This window comes from Nisaea nitritireducens (assembly GCF_014904795.1).
GTDB lineage: Bacteria > Pseudomonadota > Alphaproteobacteria > Thalassobaculales > Thalassobaculaceae > Nisaea > Nisaea nitritireducens.
The window spans coordinates 69,168-86,791 of record NZ_JACZFS010000016.1; the positions used below are offsets into that span (position 1 = coordinate 69,168).

14 protein-coding genes are annotated in these 17,624 nt (G+C 61.0%); 7 read left to right on the forward strand and 7 right to left on the reverse strand.

What is annotated here, in order from left to right:
* Window positions 1-56: 56 nt before the first annotated feature.
* Entirely contained in the window at window positions 57-1,172 is a 1,116-nt protein-coding gene (locus IG629_RS06015; protein ID WP_193171066.1) for an LLM class flavin-dependent oxidoreductase, read from the reverse strand.
* Window positions 1,173-1,334: 162 nt separating this feature from the next.
* On the opposite strand from IG629_RS06015, the gene IG629_RS06020 reads away from it, so the two are divergent.
* Window positions 1,335-1,826 carry an SHOCT domain-containing protein gene (locus IG629_RS06020; protein ID WP_193171067.1) on the forward strand — a complete coding sequence of 164 codons (492 nt, stop codon included), beginning with the start codon at window positions 1,335-1,337 and terminating at the stop codon, window positions 1,824-1,826.
* A gap of 271 nt (window positions 1,827-2,097) precedes the next feature.
* Here IG629_RS06020 and IG629_RS06025 read toward each other — a convergent pair whose 3' ends face one another.
* From IG629_RS06025 to IG629_RS06040, 4 genes are all read right to left on the reverse strand, one after another.
* Window positions 2,098-3,966 carry a dihydroxy-acid dehydratase domain-containing protein gene (locus tag IG629_RS06025; protein ID WP_193171068.1) on the reverse strand — a complete coding sequence of 623 codons (1,869 nt, stop codon included), beginning with the start codon at window positions 3,964-3,966 and terminating at the stop codon, window positions 2,098-2,100.
* Window positions 3,967-4,137: 171 nt separating this feature from the next.
* Window positions 4,138-5,331 (reverse strand): hypothetical protein, encoded by a 1,194-nt coding sequence (locus IG629_RS06030; RefSeq protein ID WP_193171069.1) that lies wholly within the window; start codon window positions 5,329-5,331, stop codon window positions 4,138-4,140.
* Window positions 5,332-5,439: 108 nt separating this feature from the next.
* Window positions 5,440-6,357, reverse strand: coding sequence for a sugar ABC transporter substrate-binding protein (locus IG629_RS06035; protein ID WP_193171070.1), 918 nt, complete (start codon window positions 6,355-6,357; stop codon window positions 5,440-5,442).
* A 29-nt stretch (window positions 6,358-6,386) separates the two neighbouring features.
* Window positions 6,387-6,857: a hypothetical protein gene (locus IG629_RS06040; protein ID WP_193171071.1), complete on the reverse strand. Its 471-nt coding sequence runs from the start codon at window positions 6,855-6,857 to the stop codon at window positions 6,387-6,389.
* Between the two features lie 203 nt (window positions 6,858-7,060).
* Here IG629_RS06040 and ade point away from each other — a divergent pair, with 203 nt between their 5' ends.
* On the forward strand, window positions 7,061-8,872 hold the full coding sequence (gene ade, locus IG629_RS06045) for an adenine deaminase (protein WP_193171072.1): 1,812 nt from the start codon (window positions 7,061-7,063) through the stop codon (window positions 8,870-8,872).
* A 136-nt stretch (window positions 8,873-9,008) separates the two neighbouring features.
* On the opposite strand, the gene IG629_RS06050 is transcribed toward ade, so the two are convergent.
* Complete coding sequence (locus IG629_RS06050) at window positions 9,009-9,473, reverse strand: hypothetical protein (RefSeq protein WP_193171073.1); 465 nt, start codon at window positions 9,471-9,473, stop codon at window positions 9,009-9,011.
* Window positions 9,474-9,576: 103 nt separating this feature from the next.
* Window positions 9,577-12,264: an aconitate hydratase AcnA gene (gene acnA, locus IG629_RS06055; RefSeq protein WP_193171074.1), complete on the reverse strand. Its 2,688-nt coding sequence runs from the start codon at window positions 12,262-12,264 to the stop codon at window positions 9,577-9,579.
* 451 nt (window positions 12,265-12,715) lie between these two features.
* Here acnA and IG629_RS06060 point away from each other — a divergent pair, with 451 nt between their 5' ends.
* Genes IG629_RS06060 through IG629_RS06075 form a run of 5 tightly spaced genes read left to right on the forward strand, consistent with a single transcriptional unit; the run spans window position 12,716 to window position 17,553 of the window.
* A complete protein-coding gene (locus tag IG629_RS06060; RefSeq protein WP_193171075.1) occupies window positions 12,716-14,647 on the forward strand; it encodes an AMP-binding protein in 1,932 nt (643 codons plus the stop codon).
* 3 nt (window positions 14,648-14,650) lie between these two features.
* Window positions 14,651-15,493 (forward strand): ABC transporter ATP-binding protein, encoded by an 843-nt coding sequence (locus tag IG629_RS06065; protein WP_193171076.1) that lies wholly within the window; start codon window positions 14,651-14,653, stop codon window positions 15,491-15,493.
* Between the two features lie 38 nt (window positions 15,494-15,531).
* Complete coding sequence (locus IG629_RS23040; RefSeq protein WP_449867043.1) at window positions 15,532-15,609, forward strand: hypothetical protein; 78 nt, start codon at window positions 15,532-15,534, stop codon at window positions 15,607-15,609.
* A complete protein-coding gene (locus tag IG629_RS06070; protein WP_449867044.1) occupies window positions 15,609-16,475 on the forward strand; it encodes a branched-chain amino acid ABC transporter permease in 867 nt (288 codons plus the stop codon). The genes IG629_RS23040 and IG629_RS06070 overlap by 1 nt, the downstream gene beginning before the upstream one ends.
* A gap of 4 nt (window positions 16,476-16,479) precedes the next feature.
* Entirely contained in the window at window positions 16,480-17,553 is a 1,074-nt protein-coding gene (locus IG629_RS06075) for a branched-chain amino acid ABC transporter permease (protein WP_193171077.1), read from the forward strand.
* Window positions 17,554-17,624 lie beyond the last annotated feature (71 nt).

The window sequence follows — 17,624 nt, forward strand, 5'->3', positions numbered from 1 at the left end:
ATCTGGATCAGGACCGTGTCCCGGCGAGGCATCATACCCCCCCGCGCCGCCACATCCTACTCTGCGGCCTGGGCACCACGTTTATTTTCCATATAGGCGTTCAGCTTCGGCCAGACATCCTCGGCCATCCGCGTGAAGGAGCGGTGCCACATGGCCTGCGTGCCTTCCATGTCGTGCCCGGTCAGCATCAGGGTGCCGAAATCGCCGATCTCGTCCCGGAAGGCGATGAGCCGGTCGAGCACCGTCTCCGCTGTCCCGGCAATAACGAATTCACGCGCTTTCTCCATCGCCTCGCGCTTCACCGCGTCCCAATCGATGGAGGCAGGCGCATCGCCGTTCGCAAGACGCCCCTGCGCCCCGAGATACTGGTAGTACCAGGAGAACACCCCGTCCGGATCGGCGAGCATTGCCTCCGCCTCGGCATCGCTGTCGGTGATCAGCACGGACCGGCCGACGCGCCAGACGGACGGGTCCGCCTTGCGCCCCGCCTTCTCCGCGCCCGCCGCATAGGTCGGCCAGTGGGTGGCGATATCGGCCGCCGGGACGAAGTTGCCCGACAACATGCACCAGCCACGTTGCCCCGCGAAATTGGCGGTCATGGAATTGGCACCGCGTACCGAAACGGCGATTGGCGGATGCGGCTGCTGGAAAGGCCGGATAAAGCGGCCGATGCCCATTTCCGGCAACACCCGATCCTCGATCCGCGCCGTGAAATGCTCGCCCTCGTGGCTCCAGGGCGGATCCTCGCTCCAGACCTTCTGGATCAGGTCGATGGACTCGACCATGGCCATGGCCCGGGCCTTGTGGTCGAGATTGTCGAAAATCTCCCAATCGCTCGACAGACCGCCGGAGCCGATCCCGAAGATGAAGCGGCCGCGCGCCAGATGGTCGAACAAAGCCGCATGCCCTGCGACCACAACCGGATGCTGCTGCGGTAACGAGATCACCCCGGAGCCGAAGGTGATCTGCGTCGTCTCCGCGATCAGCGAGGCGTTGAACAGCAGCGGTGAGGTCACCGGCTCGGCGGTCGAGGTGTAATGCTCTCCCATCCAGGCTTCCGCGTAGCCGAGCTTGTCCGCGAGGATCACAAGCTGGCGGTTTTCTTCCAGCACGTCCGCGAAATCCCGCGACGGCGGATGCAGCGGCATCATGAACAGGCCGAGCTTGGCCATGAGAGTCTCCCTGATTTTTTTGTATACAAAGCGAGGCTAGCACCGGCTCAGGTGGCGGGGAAGAGCTCTGGTGTGCGTCCATCACCCATGATCGTCATTCCTCGCCCATGATCGTCATCCACCCCACCAGTATCGTCATCCCGACGCAGGTGGAAGGTAAGGATGACCGAGGTGGAAGGCAGGGATGACGGCCTTGGGGAAGAGATCTGGTGTCGCGCTCACGGCCAGGCGCACACAAACCCCGCATTTCGCCCATTGACCTTCCCCCGGCTGGAAGCAGCAGAATGGAAATCCAGTCACCATTGGTCAGAGGAATTCGCGATGAAACAGCCTTTCCTGTTACTGGCGACGGCTACCGCCGCCCTCAGCACCCTCGCCCTTACCGCCCCGGCAGCAATGGCGGACGCCGGAGAGGGCTATGGCGGATATCACCACATGATGGGCAGCGGCTGGTTCATGGGGCCGTTCATGATGATGGTCCTGATCATCTTCCTGGTTGGCGCCGGGATTTACGCCTTCCGCTCTTTAGGCCATACGGCAAAACCGGACGCGGCCGGGGCGCAAGACAGCGCGCTGGCGATCCTGCGCGAACGGTTCGCCAAGGGCGAGATTGACCGGGAAGAATTCGAGGAACGCCGCAAAGCGCTGGAATAGCAGCAACGCTCCCCCGGCCCCGGCCCTTCGTCCTTTCGCTCCTTCACCCTCCCACCCTCACCGTCATCCCGACGCAAGTCGGGATCCACACGGTGGTGACGCGAAACAAGACCGGAAAATCTGGCCCGGATGGTTGCGGCTTGCCCTCCGAGCTATGGATCCCGACTTGCGTCGGGATGACGATGGGGGGGGGAGAGCGAACTGCGCACGAAACGAAAAAGGCCGGTGCACCTCTCGATGCACCGGCCTCCTCTTCTCACACCCGTCCGGATCAGAACGCTTTCACGGTCTCCGGGCGGTACTTGTTTTTCGGCACGAAGCCGGAGCGTGTCGCCTCGCGCTGCTCGCGGACCCAGACCTCGCGGTTCGGGTGCAGGCCGCCGCCGCGGGACGCCGGGACCGCCGTGTGGCGGGCGCGGTGCAGCAGGCGGGTATCGGCGACGCCGCAGAGCGGATGCACCCCGCCATTGTCGGCCACGACCTTGTCCCAGGCCGCCTTGCGCGCCGTCATCACCGCCGGATCGTTCAGCGCGGTGCAGATCAGCTCGTTCGTGGTCAGGTCGGCGATGATCTCGTCCCCGTCCTCGATCAGTGCTATCGGGCCGCCGAGCGCCGCCTCGGGACCGACATGGCCGATCACCAGACCGACCGAGCCGCCGGAGAAGCGGGCGTCGGTCATCAGGGCGACGACGATATCCCGCTCACGGCAGAGCGTGGTGATGCGCGAGGTCGGGTCGAGCATTTCCGGCATGCCCGGCGCGCCGCTCGGGCCGGCATAGCGGATGATGATGATATCGTTGTTCTGGAACCGCTCCGGCGTCTCGTCCAGCGCCTTCAGCAGGGCCGGCTCACCCTCGAACACCCGGGCGTTGCCGATGAACTTGTTGTCGTCGAGACCGCCCTCGACGCCCGCCAGCTTCAGGATGGCGGAGAAATCGGGGGAGAGATTGCCGCCGAGCACCCGCAGGCCGCCGGTCGGCTTGTACGGCTTCTCGACCGGATAGATCACCGTGCCGTCGACCTTCCTGGTCTCCAGCCGCTTCACCTGTTCGGCCAGCGTCTCGCCGGTGCAGGTCAGCACGTCGCCGTTCAACAGGCCCGCTTCCAGCAGCTCGCGCACGATCACCTGCACGCCGCCGACGCCGTCGATATCGACCATCGAGTATTTGCCGTAGGGCCGGGCGTCGGTCAGCACCGGCACGACATGCTCGGCCAGATGGTTGAACTCTTCCGGCGTGATGACCTCTTTCCAGAAATCGGCGAACCCGGCGGCGCGGGCGATTTCCGGGGCGTGCAGCGTCACGTTGGTGGAGCCGCCGATGGCCATAGCGACGATCATCGCGTTGCGCAGGCTGTCCCGGACCACGATGTCACGCGGTTTCAGGTCGTTCTTCATCATCTCGGAAAGAATCTGCACCAGCTCGGCCGGGAATTCCTTCAGGCGGCGCGGATCGTCGGAGGCCGGGGCCACCATGTGCAGCGGCTGCATGCCGACGACGCCGATGAAGGTCTGCATCGTGTTGTAGGTGAACATGCCGCCGCAGCTGCCCATGCCCGGGCAGGCATTGCAGGAGATCCGGTGCCGGAATTCTGCGTCCGGGTTCCCGGCGACCTGGTAGGCCGACACGATATCGAGCGCCTCGCCCGTCTCCGGGTCCTTGCCCGGATGGATCGGCCCGTCGGACATGATGATGGCAGGCTGGTTATGCTCCAGCAGCGCGGCCAGCGTGCCGACCGGCGGCTTGTCGCAGGCGACGACGGCGATGGTGCCGGCAAGGCCGGTTGCTTCCAGATGCTCGCACAGCGCGTCGTTGGTGACTTCGCGGCCGATCAGCGAGTAGCGCATTTCCGGCGTGCCGTTACGCACCCCGTCCGAGGTGGCGATGGTGAATTCCGGCTGCACCAGACGGAACGGCAGCTTGCCCGCCTCCCGGCCGATCCGGCCCTTCAGCGCCTCGTGGATCGCCTCCACCTTCTCCGCCACGCCGAGATAGCACTGGCTGTCCCCCTTGGTGCCGACCACGCCGACGGACGGCTCGTGGATCAGCTCCGGATCGGTGCCGAGCGCATTGGCAAGCCCGATGGTCTGGGCCGAACGGCCCGGATGGCGGTCGATAAGGACGGTCTTTGAATTCTTCACGGGAGCATTTCCTCAGGGTGGGCGCATATCACTCGGACGGCGGTTTGACGCCGCCGGGATGTTTGGAGCGGATATTAGGACATGCGGGGGCGCGAGGGAAAGGGGGGTGACGAGATGTAGTCATCAACCAAATATGCGACACGAGTTGCGCAACATATCAGCAAGCTGTTCTTATTTATTATGGCGATAGATTTCTGGAAGTTTCCTTTCCGGATACTCAGGCTTTAAGTGCCAGTGAGCTTTATAGCGATTTGGAATTTCAGTTATTGTGAGCAACATTTTTATTGAAGAAACAACCTCGTCGAGATCGTTACCTGTTGGCATATATCCTTTATGCACGACGTCGTGCCTAAACGTCACAGATTTTGCAATCCTACGCAGAACCTCTGCTTTGTCTCCATCGTATAAAGACAATATTCTAGGAAGAAGTTTCTGTGACAGAAACTTCCACCCGTAACGCTCATCATCTGAATATTTTTTTAATGCAATAAATTTTCGAAAATGCTTCCAACTATCAAGTAATGATAATTCAGCCAGACACATTGCCTCAAAAACCCCCATTCTCATATTTTTTTGGTGAAATGCATTCTCCATAACAATTTCCAAATCAAACAATGACTTAGGAAGTATAAAACCTGACATCAAAAAAGATCCAACATTCTCTGATCTATCTGAAATATCTCCAAATTTATTGGAGTGTCCAGCAACGCCAGAGACATAATCATCAACCTTTACAATTGTTACACTCCATTCCTCAGGTATCGAATCAGACAACCTCTCTAAAGCAGTTGGAGCCATTGTTCCGCTATAAAGAGTCCGCGCCGTCATTAAAAATTTACCCCCACACCCATTAGATGGATCAATCCTAGATCGCAAATCAGGCGTTAAATACCGGTATGTATATAATAACTTTCGAAGAGCCACGCTAAAGAACCTAAGATCGTCGTATTCTTTTTCATTTTTCACCTCCCTGCCAATAATTACCTCTGTAAATGACGAGTTTCCAAAAATTTTCCCATTATTTTTATTTTCAACTGCAATAGCCACACCTGACGATCCATACTTATCCGAAATTACTGCACTTGAATTATCAGAATCGACACCATGAATGGGATACTTAATCCTCGACACCTTCCCATTACCTTTTTCTTGCAAAAAAAGTTCATTATTGTAATCTATTATCTCTAGGGCTCTCACATGCCTTACAATATTTATGAATACAGGAACAGAATCAACAACCGTCATATATGCAGAATTCGGCGCCAAATCAATAAATGACGGATAGAAAGTACGACCATATACCGCCCCAACCTGCTCACAAAAAACCCAATCACCATCTTTAATTTCTAAAGGCCGACCATCCATTAGAAGCCCATCCTCATTTTATATTTTACGAACGCAGTTATTTTGAAAAACTTCAAATTAAAACAAACAATACGTCAAGAAAACCGCCGTCCAAATTAAAGAGAAATTTTATTTAGTTCGCATTGCCACCCCACCGGTATCTCCGCCCCACTCCGGCAACGGCCGCTCCTCATACGGGCAATCCCAGGCCGCGCAATTTTCCCGCCCGATGACCTCCGCCGGAAGTTCGAGCACCTCCGGCACCGCCTCCCCTTCCAGTATCCGCAGCGCCGCCATCAGTGCGGTGCAGACCAGTGCCGGGGCGTCGAAGCTGACCGTGGCGAGCATCCGGCCCGCGCGGATCGCCGTGATCGCTTCCGGCATGGCGTTCATGCCGACCACGGGGATGGCGAGGCCAGCGGCGTCGAGGGCTTCCAGCGCGCCGAGGGCCATCGCGTCGTTGGCGGCGAGCAGGCCGTCGAGCTGTCGGTGCTCCGCCAGTATCCGTGCCATCGCCTCCCGGCCGCCGGGGCGCTGGTACTGGCCGGTCTCGCGGGCCGCGACGGAAATCTCCGGGTGCTTTGCCGCGGCGTCGAGAAAGCCCCTGGTGCGCGGCGCCGTGGTCGGGGAGTTCGGTGCGCCCTCGATGATGCCGATCCGGCCGCGCCCGCCCAGCTCCCGGATGAGGGTCTCCGCCGCCGCCAGCGCCAGGGCGTAATTGTCCGACGTGACGAAGCTCGCGGGCGTCACCCGGTCCGAATGGGCGACGAAATAGACCAGCGGAATCCCGGCATCCTTCGCCCGCTGCAAGCTCTCGTCGAGGGCCGAGGGGTGGACGGGGGCGATCAGGATGGCGTCGGGGCGGCTGTCGATGGCGCGGGTGAGCAATGCCCATTGCTCGTCGATATCGTCCGGGGTCTCCGGCGCGGCCCCGGTCAGATCGCAGCCGAGGGTCTCCGCCAGCCGTGCCGCGGCGATCTGCGCGCCGACATAGGCCGGATTGGTTCTGTTCTTGGTCAGGCAGCAGATCCGATAGCGTCTTTGCATTGCCGCGCGCCTTACGCTCCCCCGTCCGACTACGCCTGCTCGCCCCGGGCGGCGGCGCGGGCCAAGAGCATCTCCTGCATGAAGATTTCGGCCTCTTCCGGGTCCCCGGTCACAATCACCCGGCCCACGAGGCCGGAGAGCACGATATGCGCGTTGGCGAGCTTGCCGATCTTGTCGTAGTCGGGATCGCGGGTGACGGTGGCGCCGTAGAAAGCGTTGACGCCGCCCGCCTTCAGCACCGCGACAATCGCGTCCATGTCCTCGATCGAGAGACTGTTCTCGTGCCGCTGGTGGTTGTCTAGGATCGCGAACAAGGCGCCCGACGGGCTCTGCCTGGCGATCACATGATAGAGCGGCAGGCGCTCCTTGATGCCGATCGGGCCGACTGCCTTGATCCGGTGCAAGACTTCCCCTCCGACCCGATAGGAAGCGTACTCGAAACAGCTCATCGTCCCGGTTTCGATCAGCTCGCCCGCAATAGTGTGGTTTTCGGTCAACATAAGGCGGTCTTCGGTCAGCTCACATCATTCGATGTCATCAAAGCATCCCCGGGCAGCGATCCAAAAGCCTTAATTCCATATCCAAGCAGGGGTACCGGCCCCTCTTTCACCATTTGCCACCGGCACCATTTGCATCACCGGCGGCCCGGCCATACATAAGAACAAGGCTCCACCGAGCCATTCCCTGTTCCGGAGGCACGCCCATGTCCGATTCTTCGCTCCAGAGCCGGCCCGCGCTGAAGAGCTGGCCCGAGGCCGCGCCGCGTCTGGTTGCCGTCGCCGCCGGGCGGGAGGCGGCCGCTCTCGTCATCCGCGACGTGCGCCTCGTCAATGTGCACAGCCGCGAGGTGCTGGACTGGCAGGTCGCCGTGGCCGAGGGGCGGGTTGCCTATACCGGGCCGGACGCCTCCCACTGCATCGGCGAGAATACGCGGGTGATCGAGGGCGGCGGGCGGTATCTGATCCCGGGGCTGTGCGACGCGCATATGCATATCGAGTCCGGCATGCTGACGCCGGCCGAGTTCGCCGCCGCCGTGATCCCGCACGGCACCACGACCATGTTCACCGACCCGCACGAGATCGCCAACGTGCTCGGGCTCGCCGGCGTCCGGATGATGCATGACGAGGCGCTGCTGCAGCCGGTCAACATCTTCACCGAGATGTCCTCCTGCGCGCCCTCCGCGCCGGGGCTGGAGACCACCGGCTTCCAGATCAGCGCCGAGGACGTGGCGGAGGCGATGAGCTGGCCCGGGATTATCGGGCTGGGCGAGATGATGAACTTTCCGGGCGTGATCAATGGCGATCCGCAGATGCTGGCGGAAATCGCGGCAGCCATGCGGGCGGGCAAGACCGTCGGCGGGCATTACGCTTCTCCCGACAAAGGTATCGCCTTCAGCGCCTATGTGGCGGGCGGGCCGGCGGACGATCACGAGGGCACCGAAGAAGCCGACGCGATTGCCCGGGTGCGCAACGGCATGCGCTCGATGATGCGGCTGGGCTCGGCCTGGTACGATGTCGAAAGCCAGATCACGGCGGTGACGGAGAAGGGTCTGGACCCACGGAACTTCATCCTCTGCACCGACGATTGCCATTCCGGTACGCTGGTGAATGACGGCCACATGAACCGCGTCGTCCGCCATGCCATCGATTGCGGCTGCGATCCGCTGGTGGCGCTGCAGATGGCGACGATCAACACCGCGACCCATTTCGGGCTGGAACGGGAGCTGGGCTCGATCACGCCCGGCCGCCGGGCCGACATGATCCTGACCTCGGACCTCGTGAGCCTGCCGATCGAGCATGTCATCGCGCGCGGGGAAACCGTGGCCATGGACGGCAAGATCACCGTCGACTGCCCGCATTACGATTGGCCGGACTCTGCCCGGCATACGGTGCATCTGGGCAAGTCCCTGGCGGCGGCGGATTTCGCGGTCCCGGCGCCGGAGGGCGCGAACGCGGTCACCGCCAAGGTGATCGGCGTGGTCGAGAACCAGGCGCCGACCAAGGCGCTGACAGCCGAGCTGCCGGTCGCGGACAGTGTGGTCGAAGGGAAAGATGGGGTTTGCCAGATCGCGCTGGTCGAGCGGCACCGGGCCACCGGCGGCGTGGTGAACGGGTTTGTCTCCGGCTTCGGCTACAAGGGCCGGATGGCCATGGCCTCCACCGTCGCCCATGACAGCCACCACATGATCGTCGTCGGCACCGACCGGGAAATGATGGCGCTGGCCGCGAACCGGCTGGGCGAGGTCGGCGGCGGTGTCACGGTCTGGAAGGACGGCGAAGAGCTGGCGCTGGTCGAGCTGCCCATCGCCGGGCTGATGTCAGACCACCCGGCAATCGAGGTCGCCGCCAAGGCGGACCGCATGGTCGCCGCCATGGAGGCATGCGGCTGCACACTGAACAACGCCTACATGCAGCACTCCCTGCTCGCGCTCCCGGTGATCCCGGAGCTCAGGATCAGCGATCTCGGGCTGGTGGATGTGACGAAGTTCGAGCTGACGGAGCTGATTGAGAGTTAGGGGCAAACGCCTCCCCTCGCCCACCTCCATCATTCCCGCGTGCGCGGGAACTCAGCGATCGTAGAGTCCGCCCGTCTTCCCTGGGTTCCCATTGTCATGGGGATGACGATGATGGGGAGCTGGAACGCGCCGGTTTCTACTTCCCGCCGTCAGTGCTTGCCAGCATTTCCATGATGAAGGTTTCAGCCTCTTCCGGGCTATGCGTCGTCATCAGCTTTCCGTTCAAGCCGACATTCTCGACGTTCGCGTTCGCAAGTTCGACGATATCCCGGTAGCCGGCGTCGAGCGTGATCGTCGCTCCGTAGAAAGTGGCGATGCCCGCGTCCAGCAACATCTGGTCGAGGAAGCGGATATCCTCGAAACTGAAGCTGTTGTTATGGCGTTCGCTGTTATCGAGGATGCAGAAGTAGGTATCGTCCGGGGTCAGCGCGAGGGTCTTGTGATAGAGCGGGATACGTTCTTTCAGACCAATCGGGCCGACGACCTTGATCCGGTGCAGGACGTGTGGGCCATGGCGGTACGACGCAAACTCGAAACCAGGCGTCGAACCGGTCTCGATAAGCTCGCCCTGGATGTAAAACGTTTGATTGTCCGCGCCCATGACGCGTTCATGTAGTCACTTTAAACTGGCCGTCAAGCAACAAAAACGCCCGGCCGAAGCCGGGCGTTTTCCATTCAGATTTTCGGCGCTGTACGTGTGGGCGTTACGCCGCCTTGGCGATGTTCCGCAGCACATACTGCAGGATGCCGCCGTGACGGTAATATTCAACCTCGTCCGCGGTATCGATGCGGCAGAGCAGCATCACGTCCTTGGTGGAGCCGTCCGCGTAGGTGATCTTGCACGGAACGTCCATGCGCGGGGTAATGCCGTCGGCAATCCCCGTGATGTCGAACTGTTCCGTGCCTTTAAGGCCAAGGGTCTCGCGGTTCATGCCGTCCTTGAACTGCAGCGGAAGCACGCCCATGCCGACGAGGTTGGAGCGGTGAATACGCTCGAAGCTCTCGACGATCACGGCCTTGACGCCCAGCAGACGGGTGCCCTTGGCCGCCCAGTCGCGGGAGGAGCCGGTGCCGTATTCCTTGCCGCCGACGATGACCAGAGAGACTCCTTCCTTCTCGTAGCGCATGGCGGCGTCATAGATCGCCATCTGCTCGCCGGAAGGCTGGTGCTTGGTGTAACCGCCGGTCACGCCCTCGACCATCTCGTTCTTCAGACGGATATTGGCGAAGGTGCCGCGCATCATGATTTCATGATTGCCGCGCCGTGCGCCGTAGGCGTTGAAGTCCACCGGGCGGACCTGACGTTCGCGCAGATAGTCGCCCGCCGGGCCGTCCGACTTGATGGAGCCGGCCGGTGAGATGTGGTCGGTGGTGATCGAGTCGCCGAGGATGGCCAGCTCGCGGGCACCTGTGATGTCCGCCAACGCGCCCGGCTCCTTGTCCATGCCCTTGAAGTAAGGCGGGTTCTGGACGTAGGTCGAACCGTCGTTCCAGTTGTAGGTCAGGCTGCCGGTGGTCTGCACCGCCTGCCATTCCGCCGAGCCCTCAAACACGTTGGCATAGCGGTTCTGGAACATCTCCCGGCTGAGATCGGCCTCCAGGAGTTCACTGATCTCCTTATTGGTCGGCCAGATATCCTTCAGGTAGACCGGGTTGCCGTCCGGATCCTCGCCGAGCGCGTCCTTGTACAGGTCCACGTTCAGGTTACCGGCGATGGCATAGGCAACGACCAGCGGCGGCGAGGCGAGATAGTTCGCCTTGACGTGCGGATTGACGCGGCCTTCGAAGTTCCGGTTGCCGGACAGCACAGAGGTGACGACCAGATCGCCCTTCTCCACCGCTTCCGCGATATGCGGGTCGAGCGGGCCGGAATTGCCGATGCAGGTGGTGCAGCCGTAGCCAACCAAGTTGAAGCCGAGCTTGTCCAGCTCGACCTGCAGGTTGGCCTTTTCCAGATAGTCGGTGACAACCTGGGAGCCCGGTGCGAGCGAGGTCTTCACCCATGGCTTGCTCATCAGACCTTTAGCCGCCGCGTTGCGGGCGACGAGGCCGGCCGCAATCATCACTGACGGGTTGGAGGTGTTGGTGCAGGAGGTGATGGCGGCAATCACCACGTCACCGTCGCTCAGCGTGTAGTCCTCGCCTTCGACGTCCATCGTCCGCGGCGCGACACCGCCGGCGAGATCCTTGAAGGCCTTGGCGAATTCCGGAGCGGCTTCGGTCAGCAGCACGCGGTCCTGCGGACGTTTCGGGCCGGCAATCGACGGCACCACGGTACCGAGATCGAGCGACAGGGTGTCCGTGAAAACCATCTCCTGACTGTCGTCACGCCACATGCCCTGGGCCTTGGCGTACTCTTCCACCAGCGCAATCCGGTCGTCTTCGCGGCCGGTCAGCCTGAGGTAGCTGAGGGTCTCTTCGTCGATCGGGAAATAGCCGCAGGTGGCACCGTATTCCGGAGCCATGTTGGCGATGGTCGCCCTGTCCGCGAGGCTGAGATGGCCGAGGCCGGAGCCGTGAAACTCGACGAACTTGCCGACCACGCCCTTCTTGCGGAGCATCTGCACCACGATCAGCACCAGATCGGTTGCCGTCGCGCCTTCCGGCAACTTGCCGGTCAGCTCAAAGCCGACCACTTCCGGGATCAGCATGGAGACCGGCTGGCCGAGCATGGCCGCTTCCGCCTCGATACCGCCGACGCCCCAGCCGAGCACAGCCATACCGTTCACCATGGTGGTGTGGCTGTCGGTGCCGACAAGCGTGTCCGGATAGGCAATCGTCTTGCCGTCCTCGTCCTTGGTCCAGACGGTCTGGGCCAGATGCTCCAGGTTGACCTGGTGGCAAATGCCGGTTCCCGGCGGGACAACGCGGAAGTTGCGGAAGGCCTTGGAGCCCCAGCGCAGGAACTCATAGCGCTCACCGTTCCGCTCAAACTCGAGCTCGACGTTCTTCTTGAACGAGTCGGGACCGCCGAATGCGTCCACCATGACCGAATGATCGATCACCAGGTCGACAGGCGACAGCGGATTGATCTTTTCCGGATCGCCGCCGAGCTCGGTCATCGCATCGCGCATGGCGGCGAGATCGACCACGGCCGGAACGCCGGTGAAGTCCTGCATCAGGACCCGTGCCGGACGATAGGCGATTTCGCGGGAAGACTTCTTGTTTTTCACCCATTCGGACAGCGCCTTGACATCATCCAGGGTCACCGTGCGCCCGTCTTCATAGCGCAACAGATTTTCCAGCAGCACTTTCAGCGAATGCGGAAGCTTGCGAATCTCCGGAAAACCGGCATCCGCCATGGCTTCGAGGCTGTAATAATCATAGCTTTTCCCGGACGCCTTGAGCGTACGTCGGGTTTTCAGGCTGTCTTGGCCAGCAGTCACTATCATCTCCTATGATTTGTGATGGTGGCCGCCCGAGGAGCGCCTCGGCCCGGTCTTTTCCATAAGTCTTTGTGGCGTGGGAGGGGAGCGCCCCTGACCGCGCATCTTTTATATAGGAAATTCCACCGACGAGTGCCAGTACCCAGTGCATGCGCTGGCCCGGTGAAATTGCGAAATTCAGTTCCGCAAAATGCCCGTATCGAAATTATCTTGTTGACCTAGGCACGAGTGCATCCAAAAATCGGCACCGATAACGAGGCCCGGCGCAATGTCGCTGGACCCGGAAATAACAAAAGGTCCGAAGCTGATCATCCGCGGCAAACGCGGAGGTCAAGGGCCAGGACAGACAGGGAGGAACGGCTCGCGGCATCACGCCACGGGTCCATCCACGGCTATCTTCCATAGCTGAATTCCGTCTGCACCTGCCCGGTTTCGGTCCGAGTAATAGGGACGGAACATGGCGTACGAATACCCGGACGCTTCGGTTTACGACACGTTGCCGAAGCTCCTCCGCTATAACGCGGAACGGTTTCCCAATGATGTAGCGCTGCGCGAGAAGGATTTCGGTGTCTGGACCGAATTCACCTGGGCCGACTATCTGGAACGGGTCCGAAATCTTGCGCTGGCCCTGAACGAAGCCGGGCTGGTCAAAGGCGACGTCTTCTCGATCATCGGCGACAACAATGTCGACTGGATCTGCGCTGAACTTGCGGCCCAGTCCGTCGGCGCGATGACCATCGGCTTTTACCGCGACGTGCTGGAAGACGAGATCGCTTATCTCACCGGCTACAGCGCGGCCCGGATGGCCTATGCCGAGGATCAGGAGCAGGTCGACAAGTTCCTCAATCTCGGCGACCGCGCCGGGACGATCGAAAAGATCATCTATTCCAACACCCGTGGCATGCGGAAGTTCGACGATCCGCGCATCCTCAGCTTTGACGATCTGGTCGCCCGCGGCGCCGAGATCCATGCCGCGAAACCGGAACTGTTCGACCAGATGGTCGATGCCGTGACGGGTGACGATATCGCTATTCTCTGCACCACCTCGGGCACAACATCGAACCCGAAGCTGGCGGAACTGCCGCATGGCAACTTCGTCCGCCACACCCAGCTCTATCTGAAGCACGACCCGAAGGACTCGACGGACGAATATGTCTCCGTGCTGCCGATGCCCTGGATCATGGAGCAGGTCTACACGATCGGCTTCGGCCTGAATTCCCGCATGAAGGTGAGTTTCCCCGAGAACGAGGAAACCGCGATGAACGACATGCGCGAGATCGGCCCGACCTTCCTGCTGCTCGCCCCCCGGGTGCTGGAGCAGATTGCGGCCGACATGCGTGCCCGGGTGATGGATGCGGGCCCCCTGACCCAGTGGATATTCGACAAGGGTGTCGAGCTGGGACGCAACGCACTCGACAAGGGAGGCAAGTCCTGGCTGGCCGATGTCGCCTTGTTCAGCGCCCTGCGCGACCGGCTCGGTTTTGCCAATGTACGCTCTGCCGCCACCGGTGGCGCCGCCATGGGCCCCGACACATTCAAGCTGTTCCTCGCCATGGGCGTGCCGCTGAAGCAGCTTTACGGTCAGACCGAGCTGCTTGGTGCCTACACCCTGCAGGATGGCAAGGAAATCGATGTCGACACGGTCGGCGTGCCGTTCGAGGGTTGCGAGGTTAAGATCATCGATGCCGACACGGACGGGGTCGGCGAGATCATCACCAGGCACCCGAACATGTTCCGCGGCTTCCACAAGAACGAGGAAGCGACCAAGGAAGACATGAAGGACGGCTGGATGCATACCGGCGATGCCGGCTTCTTCGACACCAAGGGCCGTCTGACGGTGATCGACCGGGTGAAGGATATTGCCCAGACCCGGACCGGCACGAAGTTCTCTCCGCAATACATCGAGAACAAGCTGAAGTTCTCGCCCTATATCGGCGAGGCCGTGATCCTCGGGGCTGATCGGGATTATCTGACGGCAATCATCTGCGTCCGTTTCTCGATCGTCTCGAAATGGGCAGAGAAAGCCCGCATCCCCTTCACCTCCTACACCAATCTCTCCGACCGCCCGGAAATCTACGAGCTGATCCGCGGCGAGATCGCGCATGTGAACGAGAGCCTGCCGGATACCCAGAAAATCCGGAAGTTCCTGCTCCTCTACAAGGAGCTGGACGCTGATGATGGCGAGCTGACGCGGACCCGCAAGGTCCGCCGCAGCGTCGTCTCCGAGCGCTACGGGCCGATCATCGAGTCGCTCTACGGTGACGGCGAGCGGGCGGAAATGAATTCCGAGGTGACGTTCGAGGATGGCCGCAAGGGCAACATCCAGGCGTCCATGAAGATCATGCAAGTCGACGGCGCAAGCGCGCCGGCACTGAAAAAGGCGGGCTGAGCGGTGGCAGAAGCACAGGTAGTAGAGTCCGGCGGGACCAGCGGGACCTCCGGGGCCGTCGATACACGCACCATCGGTGCCCCGGTTCTGGCGGTCGAGAATATCGTCGTCAAATTCGGCGGCGTGACCGCCATCAACGATGTCAGCTTTGATGTCCGCAAGGGCGAGATCCGGGCCATCATCGGCCCGAACGGGGCCGGAAAATCCTCGATGCTGAACGTCCTGAACGGTTTCTACAAGCCGCGCTCGGGCCAGATCAAATTCGCCGGTAAGACCTTCCCGTCGATGGACCCGTATTACGCGGCCTCGAACGGGATCGCCCGAACCTTCCAGAACATTGCCCTGTTCCGCGGCATGAGCACGCTGGACAACCTGATGACCGGCCGGTTGCTGAAGATGAAGAGCAATTTCTTCTGGCAATGCCTCTATTTCGGCCCGGCCCAGAAGGAAGAGCTCGAAAACCGGGCGCATGTGGAAAGGGTGATCGATTTCCTCGAAATCCAGCCTATCCGGCGTACGCCTGTCGGCCGCCTGCCCTACGGGTTGCAGAAGCGTGTCGAGCTTGGCCGCGCGCTGGCAATGGATCCGGACATTCTCCTGCTCGACGAGCCGATGGCCGGCATGAATGTCGAGGAAAAGGAGGACATGTCCCGGTTCATCATGGACGTGAACGAGGAATTCGGCACAACCGTGATCCTGATCGAACACGATATGGGCGTGGTCATGGACCTGTCCGACCGTGTCGTTGTGCTGGATTACGGCAGCAAGATCGCAGACGGCACGCCCGATGAGGTGCGCGCCAATCAAAATGTCATCGACGCCTATCTGGGCGTGAGCCACGACTGACACGGCGCGCCAAGGGAGTCCGAACGTGGAATTTATCTATGCATTGCTGGTGCAGCCCTTCGTGGACATGTACCTCGACCCGCTCATCTTTATCGAAACCGTTATCAAGGGCCTGATGGCCGGAGTGCTCTACTCCCTCGTCGCCCTCGGTTTTGTGCTGATCTTCAAGGCATCCGGCGTTTTCAATTTCGCCCAGGGCGTGATGGCGTTGTTTGCCGCGCTGACCCTGACAGGCATCATGGAATACATGCCCGACGGCCTGCCCAAATGGCTTACCGTCATTGCCGCATTGGGCATCACGGTTGTGATCATGATCCTTCTTGCCGTGATCATCGAAAGAGTCGTGCTCAGACCGTTGGTAAACCAGGAGCTGATCATCCTCTTTATGGCCACGCTGGGCCTCTCCTATGTGCTGGAAGGCGCCGGCGACCTGATGTGGGGCAGTGACGTGAAGGTTCTGGATATCGGTCTGCCGACCGACATCTGGGATATCGGCGGGGTTTATGTCGAGCAACTCGATGTGACCGCGGCCATCGCCGCCGGCTCACTCGTCGCCGTGCTCGCGATATTCTTCACCAAGACCCGGATCGGCCGCGCCTTGCGTGCCGTGGCCGACGATCACCAGGCGGCCCTCTCCGTCGGTATCTCGCTGCAGCAAATCTGGGTCATCGTCTGGTCCGTCGCCGGCATCGTCGCGCTCGTGGCCGGCATCATGTGGGGCAGCAAATCCGGGGTGCAGTTCAGCCTGTCGCTGATCGCATTGAAGGCCCTGCCCGTCCTCATCCTCGGCGGTTTCACCTCCATCCCCGGCGCCATTATCGGCGGTCTGATCATCGGGCTTGGGGAAAAGGTCGTCGAAGTCTTCTGGTACAGCGTCCATGGCGGTGCCGTGGAAAACTGGTTCGCCTTCATGCTGGCACTCGCCTTCCTGATGTTCAGACCGCAAGGACTGTTCGGCGACAAGATCATCGAAAGGGTTTAAGTCCATGCTGTACCGTGAAACAGGCCAGTTCAAACGGAACTATGCCGCCGATCAGCAGCTCTTTCCGATCTTTCAGGACAAGATTCTGCTGGCCGCCATACTGGTGGTGGCACTTGCCATCATTCCCTTCGCCATCAACGACTATTGGTCCAAGGCAATCCTGCTGCCGTTCATGGTCTATGCGCTGGTCGCGCTCGGCCTGAATATCCTCGTCGGCTATTGCGGCCAGATCTCCCTCGGTACCGGCGGCTTCATGGCTGTCGGCGCCTACAGCTCTTACAAGCTCTGCACGGCCTTTCCGGAATTGAACCTGATCTTCGTGATCCTTTTCTCCGGCGGCTGTACAGCGGCGGTCGGCGTGCTGTTTGGCCTGCCGAGCCTGCGGATCAAGGGGTTCTATCTCGCCGTCGCAACGCTGGCGGCCCAGTTCTTCCTGATCTGGATGTTCAACAAGGTTCCGTGGTTCTACAATTACGAAATGAGCCAGATCACCGCGCCTCCTCGTGAGGTGTTCGGGTTCCTCGTGTCCGGACCGCAGGCCGAACCTGCCGCGCAGTACCTCTTCGTGCTCGGTTTCATCATCGTCTTTACATGGGTAGCCCTGAATCTGGTTCGCGGCCGCATCGGGCGCAGCTGGATGTCGATCCGGGACATGGATATCGCGGCCGAACTTCTGGGCATCCGCCCGCTGCAGACCAAGCTGCTCGCTTTTGCCGTCTCGTCTTTCTACATCGGCATGGGCGGCGCGATCATCTTCCATATCTGGCTCGGCACAGTCGAAGCCACGGAAGCCTTTGACATCCTGCAATCCTTCTTCGTGCTGTTCGCCATCATCATCGGCGGTCTCGGCAGCGTGCTCGGATCGTTCCTCGGTGCCGCCTTCATGGCGCTGATGCCGGTCGGGCTGAAGGTTGTCCTGGTCGACTGGATCGGGATGGTTCCGGTGACGGCGAAACATATCGAGTTCATGCTCGTCGGCTCGCTGATCATCTTCTTCCTCATCAAGGAGCCGCACGGTCTGGCGCGTATGTGGCAGATCACAAAGGAGAAGCTCCGACTTTGGCCTTTCCCCTACTGACCAGCCTTGTCTGGCAGGCGGAAAAGGCTCCGCGTGGCACTTCACGCACTAACCCGAACGGACCGCGAAAT